The sequence below is a fragment of the Geodermatophilus sp. DF01-2 genome (assembly GCF_004571065.1).
GTDB lineage: Bacteria > Actinomycetota > Actinomycetes > Mycobacteriales > Geodermatophilaceae > Geodermatophilus.
This window is the reverse complement of sequence record NZ_SPQN01000019.1, coordinates 21,564-34,961: the sequence shown is the minus strand read 5'-3', so window position 1 is coordinate 34,961 and position 13,398 is coordinate 21,564. Positions and strand designations below refer to the sequence as shown.

At 73.9% G+C, this 13,398-nt stretch carries 12 protein-coding genes; 5 read left to right on the top strand and 7 right to left on the bottom strand.

Annotation, left to right across the window (positions count from 1 at the left end):
* Positions 1-130: 130 nt before the first annotated feature.
* Positions 131-1,822, bottom strand: coding sequence for an FAD-dependent oxidoreductase (locus E4P41_RS07865; RefSeq protein ID WP_135140341.1), 1,692 nt, complete (start codon positions 1,820-1,822; stop codon positions 131-133).
* 285 nt (positions 1,823-2,107) lie between these two features.
* Here E4P41_RS07865 and E4P41_RS07860 point away from each other — a divergent pair, with 285 nt between their 5' ends.
* From E4P41_RS07860 to E4P41_RS07845, 4 genes are all read left to right on the top strand, one after another.
* On the top strand, positions 2,108-3,148 hold the full coding sequence (locus tag E4P41_RS07860; RefSeq protein WP_135140340.1) for an NAD(P)-dependent alcohol dehydrogenase: 1,041 nt from the start codon (positions 2,108-2,110) through the stop codon (positions 3,146-3,148).
* A 14-nt stretch (positions 3,149-3,162) separates the two neighbouring features.
* On the top strand, positions 3,163-3,681 hold the full coding sequence (locus E4P41_RS07855; RefSeq protein WP_135140339.1) for an HAD domain-containing protein: 519 nt from the start codon (positions 3,163-3,165) through the stop codon (positions 3,679-3,681).
* A 238-nt stretch (positions 3,682-3,919) separates the two neighbouring features.
* On the top strand, positions 3,920-4,489 hold the full coding sequence (locus E4P41_RS22625; protein WP_209307591.1) for an AbrB/MazE/SpoVT family DNA-binding domain-containing protein: 570 nt from the start codon (positions 3,920-3,922) through the stop codon (positions 4,487-4,489).
* A complete protein-coding gene (locus E4P41_RS07845; protein ID WP_135140338.1) occupies positions 4,482-4,901 on the top strand; it encodes a PIN domain-containing protein in 420 nt (139 codons plus the stop codon). Before E4P41_RS22625 ends, E4P41_RS07845 begins: the two co-directional genes overlap by 8 nt.
* A gap of 261 nt (positions 4,902-5,162) precedes the next feature.
* Here E4P41_RS07845 and E4P41_RS07840 read toward each other — a convergent pair whose 3' ends face one another.
* The 6 genes from E4P41_RS07840 to E4P41_RS07820 all read right to left on the bottom strand — a co-directional run bounded on the left by E4P41_RS07840 (position 5,163) and on the right by E4P41_RS07820 (position 11,436).
* Positions 5,163-8,462 carry a TM0106 family RecB-like putative nuclease gene (locus E4P41_RS07840; protein ID WP_135140337.1) on the bottom strand — a complete coding sequence of 1,100 codons (3,300 nt, stop codon included), beginning with the start codon at positions 8,460-8,462 and terminating at the stop codon, positions 5,163-5,165.
* Between the two features lie 169 nt (positions 8,463-8,631).
* On the bottom strand, positions 8,632-8,757 hold the full coding sequence (locus tag E4P41_RS23595) for a hypothetical protein (protein ID WP_280659768.1): 126 nt from the start codon (positions 8,755-8,757) through the stop codon (positions 8,632-8,634).
* Between the two features lie 53 nt (positions 8,758-8,810).
* Positions 8,811-9,068, bottom strand: a complete 258-nt coding sequence (locus tag E4P41_RS07835) for a type II toxin-antitoxin system RelE/ParE family toxin (protein WP_135140336.1) — start codon at positions 9,066-9,068, stop codon at positions 8,811-8,813.
* A 19-nt stretch (positions 9,069-9,087) separates the two neighbouring features.
* Positions 9,088-9,339, bottom strand: a complete 252-nt coding sequence (locus tag E4P41_RS07830) for a type II toxin-antitoxin system Phd/YefM family antitoxin (RefSeq protein ID WP_209307590.1) — start codon at positions 9,337-9,339, stop codon at positions 9,088-9,090.
* Between the two features lie 661 nt (positions 9,340-10,000).
* On the bottom strand, positions 10,001-10,501 hold the full coding sequence (locus E4P41_RS07825) for a hemerythrin domain-containing protein (protein WP_135140335.1): 501 nt from the start codon (positions 10,499-10,501) through the stop codon (positions 10,001-10,003).
* Positions 10,498-11,436: a Rieske 2Fe-2S domain-containing protein gene (locus E4P41_RS07820; RefSeq protein WP_167760969.1), complete on the bottom strand. Its 939-nt coding sequence runs from the start codon at positions 11,434-11,436 to the stop codon at positions 10,498-10,500. Before E4P41_RS07820 ends, E4P41_RS07825 begins: the two co-directional genes overlap by 4 nt.
* Before the next feature lie 493 nt (positions 11,437-11,929).
* On the opposite strand from E4P41_RS07820, the gene E4P41_RS07815 reads away from it, so the two are divergent.
* Complete coding sequence (locus tag E4P41_RS07815; protein WP_135140333.1) at positions 11,930-13,246, top strand: helicase-associated domain-containing protein; 1,317 nt, start codon at positions 11,930-11,932, stop codon at positions 13,244-13,246.
* The last annotated feature ends 152 nt before the right edge of the window (positions 13,247-13,398 follow it).

The window sequence follows — 13,398 nt, the reverse complement described above, 5'->3', positions numbered from 1 at the left end:
GCTCCGAGGAAGCCCGTGGCGCCTCTGACCGAGGGGCGACTGCGCGACGACCACCGGCTGCGGGAACCCCTTCGCCGCCGCGGTGATCGCCGGCGTCGTCGGCGCGCAGCCATCCACCTGAGCGGACGACTCAGGCAGCGAGCAAGCGGTGGACGAGCTGGATCGCGATCGAGCCCTCGCCGACGGCGGAGGCCACGCGCTTCACCGACCTGTGCCGGACGTCGCCGGCCGCGAGGACTCCCGGGACGCTGGTCTCCAGCGCCATCGGACGGCGACCGAGCGCCCGGAGCGCGTCGTCGCTGAGATCCGGTCCGGTCATGACGAAGCCGTCGGGGTCCCGCTCGACCGTCGGGGGCAGCCACTCGGTGTGCGGCCGGGCCCCGATCATCAGGAAGAGGGCGTGGGCGTCGACCGTCTCCTCCTCGCCGTCCGCGCGACGGCGCAGCACCAGGTGTTCCAGCCAGCCGTCGCCCCCGCCGTCGACGACCTCGGCGCCGGTGCGGACCTCGACGTTGGGAGTCGCCTCGACCTGACGGACCAGGTAGTGCGACATCCCGGCGTGGAGCGTCGCGGCCCGCACCACGAGGGTGACGCGCCGGGCGTAGCGGGCCAGGTGCAGGGCGGCCTGCCCGGCGGAGTTCGCGCCGCCGACGACGTAGACCTCCTGCCCCGACACGAGCGGCGCCTCCGAGGCGGCGGCGCCGTAGAAGACGCCCGCACCGTGCAACGCCTCGAGCGCCTCGACGCCGAGGCGACGGTAGCTGGCGCCCGTCGCCAGGACGACCGCGCGACCGGCCACGACCCCGCCGTGGGCCAGGGTCACGACGATGCGCTCGCGCTCCCGCCGCAGGTCGGTGACCCGCTGCATGAAGGCGAAGCGGGCGCCGAAGATCCAGGCCTGCTCGTAGGCGCGGCGGGCCAGGTCCCCGCCGGTGACGCCACGGGGGAAGCCGAGGTAGTTGCGGATCGACGAGCTGGCCGTGGCCTGCCCACCGAGACCACCCGAGTCGACGACCAGCGTGCGCAGCCCCTCGGAGGCGCCGTACACGCCCGCGGACAGGCCGGCGGGTCCGTTGCCGACGATCACCAGGTCGTACTGGTCCCCGTCCGGTTCGACGGTCGTCCCCGACGCCCTCGCGATGTCCGTGTCACTGGGGTCTTCCATGACCTTCCCGTCGGGCATGACGAGGAGCGGGAACCTCCTCTTCCCCGCACCGGCGAGGAGGGCGCGGCCCTCGTCGGAGCCGGCCAGGGAGAACCGGTGGGGCAGCGCGCAGCGCCCGAGCACCTCGCGCAGCTCGTACGCCCGGCCGGACCACGTCTCCCCGATCACGTCGATCGTGTGCGGAGCGCAGCGCCGCGCCTCCGCCCACGCGAGCAGGAAGCCCGAGACCGCTCGATGGAACTGCTCGTCCGGTGGTGGTGACGGCCGCACCAGGTAGTGGTCCATGCGCCCGCGCGCGATCGCCTCGAAGATCGCGTCGCCGGTGCCCGGGTCCCCGAGTCGGCCCCACGGGACGAGCAGGACCCGCTGGGCGTGCGGGAACAGCCGCCGCACCTCCCCCAGCAGGCCCGTCCCGGGTGCACCCGAGAGCACCTCGCCGGCGAGCACCAGGGCGACCTGCTCACCGGCCGCGGCGAGCTCCTCCAGCGTGGTGAGCGCCGCCCTCCCCGACCGCAGGCAGCAGACGCGGTAGTCGTGCGCGTACCGGTTGCGCAGTTCGCGCTCGACGTCGCACAGCTGGCCGGGGTCGTCATCGACGGCGATCAGCCAGGGGCCGCCGGCCCGGGACGGTGTGGTCGTCGGGCGGTCGTCGCCCATACCCTGGAACGTAGGAGCGGAGATCCTCCGTCACCAGGTTCGAAGGTCCCTGCGGACCGGGTCGGCTGCCTCGCTCGTGGAAACGCAGGGCCGGCGGGACGTTTCCGCGGGAACGTCCTCGCAGCCACTCGACCAGGCCGGCTCCTCCAGGTCCGGGGCTCCCCGATCGGCCCGGTTCTCCAGCCCACCTGCACCTCGGTCAGCGACGTCGAGGTCGCGATCAGGCGCACGTGGGCCGGCCGAGCGGGTACGGAGCCGTCGACGCGTCCGAACGAGGGGAACCCCATGCGCGCAGTGCAGTACCGGACCATCGGCGGCGAACCCGAGGTGGTGGAGGTGCCGACGCCGGAACCCGGTCCCGGGCAGGTCCGGCTGCGCGTGACCGCCGCCGGGCTGTGCCACTCCGACTGGTTCGTCATGGGCCTGCCCGCCGAGCGGTTCCGCTACGAGCTGCCACTGACCCTCGGGCACGAGGGCGCCGGGGTCGTCGACGCGCTCGGGGACGGGGTCACCGGCGTCGCGGTGGGCGACCCGGTCGCCGTCTACGGCCCGTGGGGGTGCGGGCTGTGCCACGCGTGCGCACGCGGTGCGGAGAACTACTGCCCGCGGGCGGCTCCGCTGGGCATCCGGCCGCCCGGGCTGGGCGCCCCGGGCGCGCTGGCCGAGTACCTGATCGTGGACGACGTCCGGCACCTGGTCCCGCTCGGCGACCTGGAACCGGTGGCCACCGTCTCGCTCACCGACGCCGGGCTGACGCCGTACCACGCGGTCGTCTCCAGCCTCGACAAGCTGCCCGCGGGGAGCACCGCGGTGGTGATCGGCGCCGGCGGCCTCGGACACGTCGGCATCCAGATCCTGCGCGCACTCACCGGATCCACCATCGTCGCGCTGGACATCAGCGAGGAGAAGCTGGCGTTGGCCGCGGAGGTGGGAGCACACCACGCGCTGCCGTCGGACGCATCCGCCGCCGAGGCGATCCGGTCGCTGACCGGCGGGGTCGGTGCGCAGGCGGTGTTCGACTTCGTCGGCGCCGCGGCCACCGTGGAGATCGCCCGGAAGGCGGTGGCGATGGACGGTGTCGTGCAGCTCGTCGGGATCGGCGGCGGGCTGTTGCCGACCGGCTTCTTCTCCACCCCGATGGGGGCATCGGTCCGCGCTCCGTACTGGGGCACCCGCACGGAGCTGATGGAGGTGCTCGACCTCGCGCGGGCCGGCGCGGTTCACGTCGAGGTCGAGGAGTACCGCCTCGACGAGGCACCCGAGGCCTATCGGAGACTGCACGAGGGCACGGTCCGCGGCCGGGCCGTCGTCGTCCCCGGGAACTGATCCGGGGGACTCCCATGGCCTGGACCGATGACCCGCCGATCCTGCTGCTGGACGTCGACGGCGTGCTCAACGCGGCCCGCGTGGACCTGCCCGAGGGCTGGGAGCGGGGGACGTTCAACGGCTACGTGCTCACCTGGGATCCCACCGTCACCGCCCGGCTGCGGGAGCTGCACGAGTCCGGCCGGGTGGAGATCCAGTGGCTGACCACCTGGACCACGGATGCCGACCGGCTGCTGGCCGAGCCGATGGGCCTGCCGCGCGGACTGGTGACCCACGCCCGCGCCGACGCGGCCCCGACCGGGTTCGCCGGTGCACTCGGCGGCCGGTCGGGCTGGTGGAAGCTGACCGCCGCCCAGGCCGTCGCCGAGGCCGAGCCGAACCGGCGGATCGTGTGGATCGACGACGACCTGGCGGTGCAGGCCGCCGACACCGGTAAGTGGCTGGCCGCCAGTCCGCACGTGCTGGTGGTCGCCCCCGACCTGTTCGTCGGGCTCACCCACGCGCAGCTGGACGAGATCGAGGCCTGGCTGTAATGGAAATCGGCGATTCCCATCGTTCGAGGCGGCCCGCAGGGGCCATGGATCCTCTGAGGGACGTCGACGGGCGGAGTTGACCGCCGACGGGTCCACGGTGTCCGGGGAACCGCCGCGCGCTGTTCGACGCAGTCCGCGCCGGCGGGAACTGATGCTGCGGAGTCCTCCGGCTGCGGGACGACGCGGAGGACCGCGCCGGGAGCAGGTGGGGGCGCGAGGACATGGACGCACTCGGTGCGTGGTGACGTCTACCGCCTCCGGAAGATGCCGGACGGAACGAGCAGCGCGCGCCCGGTTCACGGTCGTCGTCCAGTCCGAGGACCTCCTCCGGTCCACACCGCTCGCCGCGCCGACCTCGCGGTCGGCCCGGCCGCAGGTCTGCCGGCCGTCGAACACGATCGATGACGTACAGACTCAGATGCAGGTCAGACAGACCACCGCCGTCGCGCCCGAGCGCCTCGGGGACCCCGACCCGGTTGTCGTACGGCGCGGCCACCAGTACGTCGACCCGGCCGATCGGTGTACCCCCGCAGATATCGCAGCGAGTATTACCACTCGCGGTAAGAGTAAGCTGCCGCTTGTGCGGATCACGAGCAAGGGACAGGTCACCATCCCGCAGGCCATCAGGGACGCACATGGCCTCCTGCCCGAGACCGAGGTCGAGTTCGTCGTCGTCGACGGTGTGGTCACTCTGGTCAAGGCCGAGTCCAGACGCCCCGACCGGGCTGACCGGGCCATCGCGAACCTCGAGGGCAGCGCTCGAGCCGGCGTGACCACGGACGAGCTACTGGCGTTGACTCGTGAGTGAGCCGGGTCACGCCTTCCTGGTCGACTCCAACGTCCTGCTGGACGTCGCCTCGAGGGACCGGACCTGGCTGACCTGGTCCCGAGCCGCGCTGGCTGCGGCCCTGCGGTCGGGCCCGGTGCTGATCAACCCCGTCGTCTATGCCGAGGTCGCGACCGGGTACGACCGGATCGAGGACCTCGATGCCGCCGTCCCCGAGTCGACCTTCCGGCGGGCTGCGCTCCCCTACCCGGCGGGGTTTCTGGCAGCGCACGCGTTCGCGGCCTACCGGCGGCGCGGCGGTGCGCGACGGTCACCGCTGCCGGACTTCTACATCGGTGCCCACGCAGCCGTGGAGCGACTGACCCTCATCACGAGGGATGCGAGCCGGTACCGGACGTACTTCCCGAAGGTGGAGCTGGTCTCACCCGACTGAGCAGCGTGTCGCCGAGGCCTCGGATACCCCCCGCGACACTCTCGCGCCGACCGTCCTCCGTTGCAGCCGTCGCCGTCCCTTCCGGCGGTCCGGGCGGGGATCCGCCACCACCGTGGTCAGGCGGGAGTCGCACACCTCGGACCCGAGGGACCACTTCCTGCAGTCGAACCGCCTCGTGCCGGTGCGGGTGGTGACGGCCGTCCCAGGTGTCGGGCACTACGGCACGGTCACGACATCACCCCGGTCGTCCACCGGCCGACCTCACGATGGCCGGTCGGGTCTACGGCAGCCACCCGACTCGCGGGTCGATGGCCACCGGAGAACGGTCGCCATCTCGACCAGCCGGCAGAGGGCGTTGACCTGGCGGAGCTGCTCCGGCGTCCGCACCGCGGCGTCCAGCAGCTGCTCGCTCATGGCGAGAACGGCCAGCGCCTTGGCGCGGGAGACGGCGACGTCGAGCCGGTGCAGGTCGTAGAGGAACGAGACGCCGCGGGGCGCGTCCTCGGCCGACGTCGACGTCATCGAGTAGACGACGACCGGCGCCTCCTGGCCCTGGAACTTGTCCACGGTGCCGACCCGCGCGGCGTCCGGCAGCAACCCGCGGATCCGCGCCACCTGGTTGTTGTACGGCGCGATCACCAGCACGTCGTCCGGACCGATCGTGGACCGCTCTCCCGTGGCGTCGACCCAGCCGACGCCCTGCAGCGAGTGCCACAGCTCCGCGACGGCGACCACCTCGTCGTCGGACGCGGCCGCGGCCGGCTTCGTGTGCTCCACGAACCGCACGGCCAGCCCGCTGGCCCAGCCGTCCACCGCGATCCGCTCACGGCCGGCCGCCGACTCCAGCCGCCCCTCGTACGCCAGGTCGGAGACGAACGCGGTCAGCGCCGGGTGCATCCGGTAGGTGCGGTCGAGGAAGACGCCGCGGTCCTCCGGCACGGTGGCGTGCCCGTCGAGCAGGTGCTCCAGCGCGGAGAGCCCCGACTCGCCCGGGTGCACGGCCTGCGTCGGCTGCGCCAGCTGCTGCGGGTCGCCGAGCAGCACCAGCGACCTCGCCGACCGGGCGACGGCGACCGCGTTGGCCAGGGAGAACTGCCCGGCCTCGTCGACCACCAGGACGTCGACCGCCTCGGCCAGGTCCGGACGAGCCCAGAACCACGCCGTCCCGCCGACCAGGTCCGCCGACCCGTCGAGCAGCCGCGCGGCCACGTCGTCGCCGTCCTTCGACCACTCCACACCCGGCGCCCCGCAGGCCTGGGACTCCTCGCACTTCTGCAGCGCCGGCCGCTCGACCGCCCGCAGCACGTTGCCGATCACCGCGTGGGACGTCGCCGTGACGCCGACCTTCTTGCCCGCGTCGAGCAGCGCGCGGATCAGCCGCGACGCCGCCCGCGTCTTCCCGCTGCCGGGCGGCCCCTGCACCGCGAGCACCTCGCCGTCCAGCGCCAGGCCGAGCCGGACGACGGCGTCGCCGGCCTCCTCCCCCGGCAGCCGCCGGGTGTCCGCGGGGACGACGCGGTCGAGGAGCCGCTGCCCGAGACAGGACTGCCCGGCCAGGACGGCGGCCGCGGTGGCGGCGATGGCCGCGCGCATCTGCTCGTCGTTCAGGGGCCCCTCGGGGCCGAGCCCGCGCGGACCCGCCGGCACCTTGGTGCTCTTCACGACCACCCGCCCGGCGACGGGGTCGAGCTCGCGCACCTCGCCGACCCGCGCCCGGGTGTCGACGTCGAAGGCCGGCTTCCCGACCGACAACTTGGCGTCCTGGGGTGAAAAGGTGAACTCGTAGAGCTTGCTGCGCTTCTCGGTGCCGATCTCCACGCCGCCGGAGAGCCCCCCGAGCGCCGTCCGGTCCTCGACGAGCTGCTCGTCCTCGAGGTCGCCGCGGCTGAAGAACTCCCACCAGCCGGGCCGGGCCTCGCGGCGGTGCCACTGCACGAGGTCGCCGAGCAGGTCGTGGCCGCGGTCCTGCAGCTGCTCGACCAGCGCCAGCTCCGCGACCTCGGCGTCCGACCGCGGCGCCGGGACGGCGATCTCGACCACCGTCGGCCGCGGCTGCGGACCGTGCAGCGCCTCCAGCTCGGCCCGCTGCGTCTCCAGCCAGTCGTGCAGCTCGCGGGTGGAGTCGACGTCGTCCTTGTTGTAGTCCTCGATCGACTGCAGGCGGAGCGGGTCGCGGTCGATCAGCCACTTCTCGTACTCGACGACGCTGGACATCGCGTCGGCGACGTCGCCGGTGTGCGCGCGCCCGTAGAAGGCCTCGACCTTCTTGATCGAGTACGACTCCTTGCTGATCCGCATCGACTGCGTCACGACGGGATGGAGGTCGACGAACCGCTCGGCACGCAGCAGCTGGTCCAGCTCCGCCTCGCGGACCCCGTAGCGGCCGGTGAGCCGCTTGAGCGCGCTGACCTCGTAGGCGGCGTAGTGGTAGACGTGCATGCCGGGGTCGGCGCGCCAGGCCTCGACGACGCGGTCGACGAGGTCCTCGACCATGCGTCGTTCCTCGCCGCGGTCGTGCGACCAGAGGGCGGTGAAGCGGCCTTCCCGGTCCCCGAGACCGGCGAGGTACTCCAGACCCTCGCCGTCGCCCGCGAGCGGGTCGCCCTCGAAGTCGAGGTAGAGGTCGCCGGGGCTGGGCTCGGGGAGGCGCAGCAGGCCCTGGGCGGTCTGGGGCGGAAGCAGCGTGCGGGTGGGGACGCCGGCGGCGCGGCCGCGGAGCTGCTCGCGGGCCTGGTCGCGCAGCCGGTCGCGGGTGCCCCGGCCGATGCCGGTGGCCCTGAGCGTGTCGTCGTCGGCGTCGGCGAGGTCGACGAGCGTGGTGACGCCGACGTCGATCAGGGCGGCGCGCTGGTCGCGGCGCATGCCGGCGACGAGGCTGAGGTCGTCGCCGTCGCGCAGCTCGCGCTCGCACCGGGGCTGCCAGGTGCACTGGTCGCAGTGGCTGACCGGGACCGGGGCGGTGGGCGTCGGGTCCTCGATGAACCCCTCGAGCCGGGCGCGGGCGCGGCGGGCGTAGGCGGCGACGTCGACCAGCCGCCACGGGCGGGTCTCGCCGTCCCCGGTGACGACGCAGATGCGCTGCGGTTCTCGTCCCTGCAGCGTCGTGAGCCGGTCGGCGTAGGTGGCCATCTGCAGCAGCGCCGGCACCTTGACGCGGCGGGCGAGCTTGGCGTCGGCGACCTCGTAGGACCAGTCGCCGAGGTCGGACGGCACTGTCGTCTTCAGCAGGAAGTCGGCCTGGCCGCCCCAGGTGCCGTCGAACAGCGTCGCCTGGTGGACGACGTCGACGCCGGCGCGCATCGCCTGGAGCGTGGCGGCCTCGCTGCGGGTGTCGGCCAGCGTCGCGACGGTCAGCCCGGAGGCCTCCAGGGACTCCAGGTAGCGCAGTTCGTGCGCGATGCCGAGGTCGGCGACGAGCACCGCCTGGTCGCTCGCGCCCTCGGCCGGGGGGTCGAGGCGGCGCTCGGCCACCTGCAGGTTGAGCGCGGTGAGGTGGGAGCACTCCTGGTGCCGGGTCAGGTCACTGGGACTGAGGACCAGCCGCCCGTCGACGCGGTACACGGCGTCAGCCCTCGGCGGGCAGGGATGAGTGCGGCAACGTTCCCCCGGGCTGTTGCGGGCAGAGCGCAGCTGACCCTGCCACCCGCACCGGCGTCCGCGGAACTCCCGCGCCGACGGCCCGGCCGTGACCTCCGACGTCGGAGCGCCCGAGGTCGGCCGGAGATGGGGATCAGCTCGCCTCGGCCCGCTCGGACTCGACGAACGCCGCGGCGTGGGTCGTCTGGGTCACCGTGTCGGCGTCCCACGGGACCGTTGGAGAGGACGAGCTCCCCGCCACGCGGACCGTCGTGCTCACCGGGGACCTCGACGCCGTGGTCCGCTCCGGGGCGGGTCCGGAGTGGGATCAGGTCACCGCCGTGGACGCCGGATAGGTCTGTCACCGGATGCTCGGACGAGCAGCTCCCGATCGCCGACGTCGTAGACGATGCGGAAGTCGCCGGTTCGGACCCGCCACTCCCCGGCGCCGCCGACCAGCTGCCGCGCCCTCGGAGGACGGGGTTCCTCGGTCAGGAGGTCGATGGCCGCCTGGACCCGCCGGTGCCCAGGCGGGTCCAGCTTCCGCAGCTGACGGACGGCGGCAGGCGCGAGCCGGACCTGGTAGGTCACGCCATGCCCAGGTCGGCCTTCACCTGCTCCCAGGGCCCGGCTCGGCCGCCGTGTTGCGGAGCTCGGCACGCGCGGCTTCGGCATCGAGGATGTCGGACATGTCCTCGGCCAGCGCCTGCAGGCGTTCGAGGTCGTCCGCGGCGATCACGGCCGCCACCCGCCGGCCGCGACGGCTCAGACAGACCGGTTGATGGGGCGAGCGCGCCTGGTCGACGACGGCGGCAAGGTTCTTGCGCGCCTCGGAGACGCTGCGCTCGCTCAGGTCGGACATGTACGAACGGTATGTCCGCGACGATCCCTGACCGGCGAGTCCGGGTGGCGGGTCGCTCCTCCGGGCCTCGTGCGGAGCGTGGTGGACGACTGCGCGTCGAACGGGTCCGCGTCCGCCGGGGACGTCGAGCTGAAGCAGCCAGAACAACGCCTCGCGCAGTGGGTCGAGGTCGTCCTTCGCCATCAGGACGGCGGCCGCGCGACCGTGGCGGGTGATCGTGACGATCTCGTGCGACTGGATCCCCTGGACGAGCTGCGGCGTGCCGTGGTCGGCGCGCGGGCACTCGACGAGCTCGACGACGCTCCCGTGCCGGACGAGCCGTTCGCGCAAGCGCGGGTGCCCGAGGACGTCCGGAGCCGGGTGCCGAGGTGCGGGAGCTGGTCGACGGGTGCTGCGACGCGCTGCTCGACGCCGAGCACCGGACGGCGGCCCGCCGACTGCCGGCCGCGGTCGCGGAGGGCGATCCGAGCGTCTTCCGCCGCCGCGGCCGGGCGAGGCCGCTGCCGCCGCGATCTGCTCGGCTCGTGGCCACAGCGAACCGTTCAGCAGCAGCTCCGCAGGCACATCCATGGCCGGGCATCCCCCCATCAGCCGCGTACGGCCGTGCCGCAGGAGCAGCCCTGCGGCTTCTCGTGGGCGACGTCTCCGGTCGTGGGGCTGCTCAGGACGGGCCGGCAGTCGGGGTGAGACGCAGGGTCGCTCGCTTCAGCCGGATGATGAGCCGCATCCCACCGGAGCGCGCCAGCTCGTGCTGCCGCGCGCGCAGCTGCTCGCCGAGCTCCTCGAGGCGGTCCTCCCCCAGCGCATGCGAGTGGGGGAACATGCGCTGCTCCTCCTCCATCGTGTGGTGGCGCAGGGTCTTCTCCAGCATGCGGACCTCGGGGACGAACTCGGGATCGTCCACGGCCATGCGCATGACCGTGGCCAGCTGGTCGTCGATCTGGCGGTGCTCGGCGTGCGCCAGCGACAGCAGTGGCGAGACGTTCCGGACCGCGGGGTAGAACAGCTCGTCCTCGATCTGGGTGTGGATCTCCAGCTGCCGCAGGAGCTCGTCGCGCAGCTGCCGCCGCCGCTCGGTCTCGGCGTCCGTGGTCTCCGCCAGGTCGCGGAGCAGGCCGCGCAGCACGTCGTGGTGAGCGGTCAGCACCTCGTCGGCCTTCATCGCGACGCCTCCTCGACCGCCGTGGTCGCCGTCGGTGTCCGCCAGCGTGCCCGGCGGCGCACCTCCACCCGGCCGTCGTGGATGCGGGTGTCGTAGCAGGGCAGCGGCGCGGTCGACGGTCCCTGCGCAGGCTCGCCGGTGTCGAGGTGGAAGCGCGAGCCGTGCCACGGGCAGACCAGTTCGCCGCGGTGCAGCCACCCCTCGCCCAGCGGGCCGCCCAGGTGCGGGCAGCGGCCGCCGACCGCCCGCACCTCGCCGCCGGTCGCCACGAGCACCAGCGGCACGCCGTCGACGTAGACGCCGACGGGCCGGCCCTCCGTGAGGTCGGCGACCTCGGCGACCGGGGTGAACCGGCGGGGGTCCCGCCTGCTTTCGGAGTGGTCGACGCCGAGCCGGTGTCGGTAGGACAGCACACCGCCGAGGTAGCCACTGGCGAGGACGACGGCGTAGCCGGCGGCTGCGGTCAGCCGCGCCCGGGTCGCCCGGCCGCGGGTCCGGTCGGCCAGCGACCAGGTGTAGAGCGCCAGCGCGGTGCCGTTCAGCGTGCCGTGGACCAGGCCGACCCGGCGGGCCTCGTCGTGTGCGTGCTGCCAATCGGTCAGGCCGGTCGCCGCCGAGGCCACCGCGCCGGCGACCCCGAGGCGGATGACGGCCCGCGCGGCCTGCCCGGTGCCGGGGCCTCCGCGTCCGGCGGCGTCCAGACCGTCGAGGACGGCCGCGGCGCCCCAGGAGCCGATCGGCACGGCGACGAGGAACGGGTGCAGCGGGTGGCCGAGCCAGACGCCGTGCAGCACGTCCTGCAGCCGCCGGGCGTACCGGCCGGAGAGCAGGAAGGTCAGCGAGATCGCGTGCTCGACCTGGTAGCCGGGCGCATCGAGCACCTGCCACCGCTCGACGGTGCCGACCGCCCGCTCGAGCAGCGTCCGCACGCTCACCGGTCCGCACCTCTCGGTCGCATTGCGGGCACCTGCCCAGCCGGCGGGCGTCGAAACGGCCGGTCGGCGTCTCCAGCTGCGGTGATGACCTCGGCCCCGCTGTGCGGTACCGGACCATCGGGAGCGGCCCGAATGTGGTGGAGGTCCCCCACTCCGGAGCCGGGTCCCGGGCAGACCCGGCTGCGGACGACCGCCGCCGGGCCGTGCCACTCGGACGGATTCGTCACGGACGTTCCGGCCGGGCGGTACGGCTCGGACGAGGCGCCGGAGACCTACCGCAGGCTGCACGAGGACGTGGTCGCGGCCGCCTCGCCGTCTACGGGAACCGGCCGGGCGGGTCCGCGGCACACCCACTCGTCGTGGGACGACGGAAGCCCGGCGAGTACCCGTACGACTACACCGCCGGGGACGACCGGCGGTTCGCCGACCAGTAGTCGGCGGGGAGCCGTGCGCGCGCACGACCGGATGTCGGGCCACGGTTACCGTCTGGACCATGGAGCACGATGCCGCAGCGCCGTCCACGACCCGGCGCACCGAGGCGGAGGCGCTGCGCAACCTGCCCGCCGTCCTCCAGCTGTGCCAGGCCGGGAAGCTCCGCTGCAGCGCGACCACCCGCCGTCCCTCCGCCGCGACGGTGCGCACCGTCGCGGAGACCCTGGTCGCGGGTGACTTCCACCCCGACGACGCGATCGCCGCCTTCGCCTGGCCGCTGCTGGTGCAGGCCGGTGGGCTGGCGCGGCTCGATGGCACCCGGCTGGAGCTGACCCCGCGCGGCCGACGGGCACTGGGTCAGCCGGCGCACGAGGTGATCGGCGACATCTGGGCACGCTGGCCGAAGCACGCAGCGATCGACGAGTTCAGCCGGGTGGAGGCGATCAAGGGCCAGAAGGCGGCCGGGGCGCTGAGCGCGGCCGGCCCCCGACGCCAGGCCGCGACCGCCGCCCTCGCCTCCTGCCCGCCCGGGGAGTGGCTCGGGGTGGACGACCTCTTCCGGGTGGTCGGGCGAGCCGCGCCACAGCTGTCGATCGCCCGGTCCGAGCGCGCGCTGTGGAAGCTGTACCTCGAGGATCCGGAGTACGGCAGTCTGGGGTACGACGGCTTCCACGAGTGGCCGATCGTCGAAGGCCGGTACGTGCTGGCGGTGCTGTTCGAGTACGCGGCTCCACTGGGGCTGCTCGACGTGGAGTACGTGCCGGCCGAGGGCGCCCGCGACGACTTCCGGCACCTGTGGGGTGCCGACTGGGTGCCGGCGCTGAGCCGCTACGACGGGCTGCTGGCGGTGCGGCTGACCTCGCTGGGCGCCTACGCCGCCGGTCTCGCGCCGACCTACGTCCCCGCCCCGGTGGTCCGCGAGCGGGTACTGCAGGTGCTGCCGAACCTCGACGTGGTCGCCGTCGCCGACCTCGACCCCGGCGACCGGCTGGTGCTCGACGCCTTCGCCGTCCGCACCGCCGACCGGGTGTGGACGGTGTCGATGGCCGGCCTGCTGTCCGCCGTCGACGCCGGCCGGCAACCCGGTGAGTTCACCGACTTCCTGTCCGCCCGCGCCGTGCACGGTCTCCCGGCGGCGCTGCGCACACTGGTGGACGACGTCAACGCGCGCACGCGGCAGGTCCGCGACCTGGGCCTGCGACACGTCCTCGAGTGCGCCGACGAGCAGGTGGCGACGCTGCTGGAGCGCGACCGGTCGCTACGGGGGCTGTGCACCCGGATCGGCGCGCGGCACCTGCTGCTCGACCCGGCCGGCGAGGAGAAGGCGCGGACCGCCCTCCGGAAGCTCGGTCACCCCCTCGGCCCGGCGACGCGCTGACCCGAGGTGGCTGACGCGCTGCCGCGCGTGGAGCAACGCTCACGCCGCTCCACGCCGGCGGCCGGGCCGCCCGTGGCCGGACGTCGCGGCCCCGGTCCGCGCTCGCGTTCTTTTCCCGCGGAATCGCAGCGTCCTCGCGGGGACGACTCCAC